This window comes from Streptomyces sp. O3, assembly GCF_054788135.1.
The window spans coordinates 1-630 of record NZ_JBTVYK010000129.1; the positions used below are offsets into that span (position 1 = coordinate 1).

The following is a 630-nucleotide window of genomic DNA, read 5'->3' on the forward strand; positions in this document are numbered from 1 at the left end:
TTGCTCGGTGCGTCGTGACTGCGTGCCTTTTGAAGAATGAGCCTGCGAGTTAGCGGTGTGTAGCGAGGTTAACCCGTGTGGGGAAGCCGTAGCGAAAGCGAGTCCGAAGAGGGCGTTTGAGTTGCACGCTCTAGACCCGAAGCGGAGTGATCTAGCCATGGGCAGGTTGAAGCGGAGGTAAGACTTCGTGGAGGACCGAACCCACCAGGGTTGAAAACCTGGGGGATGACCTGTGGTTAGGGGTGAAAGGCCAATCAAACTCCGTGATAGCTGGTTCTCCCCGAAATGCATTTAGGTGCAGCGTCGTGTGTTTCTTGCCGGAGGTAGAGCACTGGATAGGCGATGGGCCCTACCGGGTTACTGACCTTAGCCAAACTCCGAATGCCGGTAAGTGAGAGCGCGGCAGTGAGACTGTGGGGGATAAGCTCCATGGTCGAGAGGGAAACAGCCCAGAGCATCGACTAAGGCCCCTAAGCGTACGCTAAGTGGGAAAGGATGTGGAGTCGCAGAGACAACCAGGAGGTTGGCTTAGAAGCAGCCATCCTTGAAAGAGTGCGTAATAGCTCACTGGTCAAGTGATTCCGCGCCGACAATGTAGCGGGGCTCAAGCGTACCGCCGAAGTCGTGTCA

At 56.3% G+C, this 630-nt stretch carries 1 rRNA gene; it reads left to right on the forward strand.

Annotation, left to right across the window (positions count from 1 at the left end):
* Nucleotides 1-630, forward strand: a 23S ribosomal RNA gene (locus tag ACX6XY_RS30015); the annotation flags it as partial.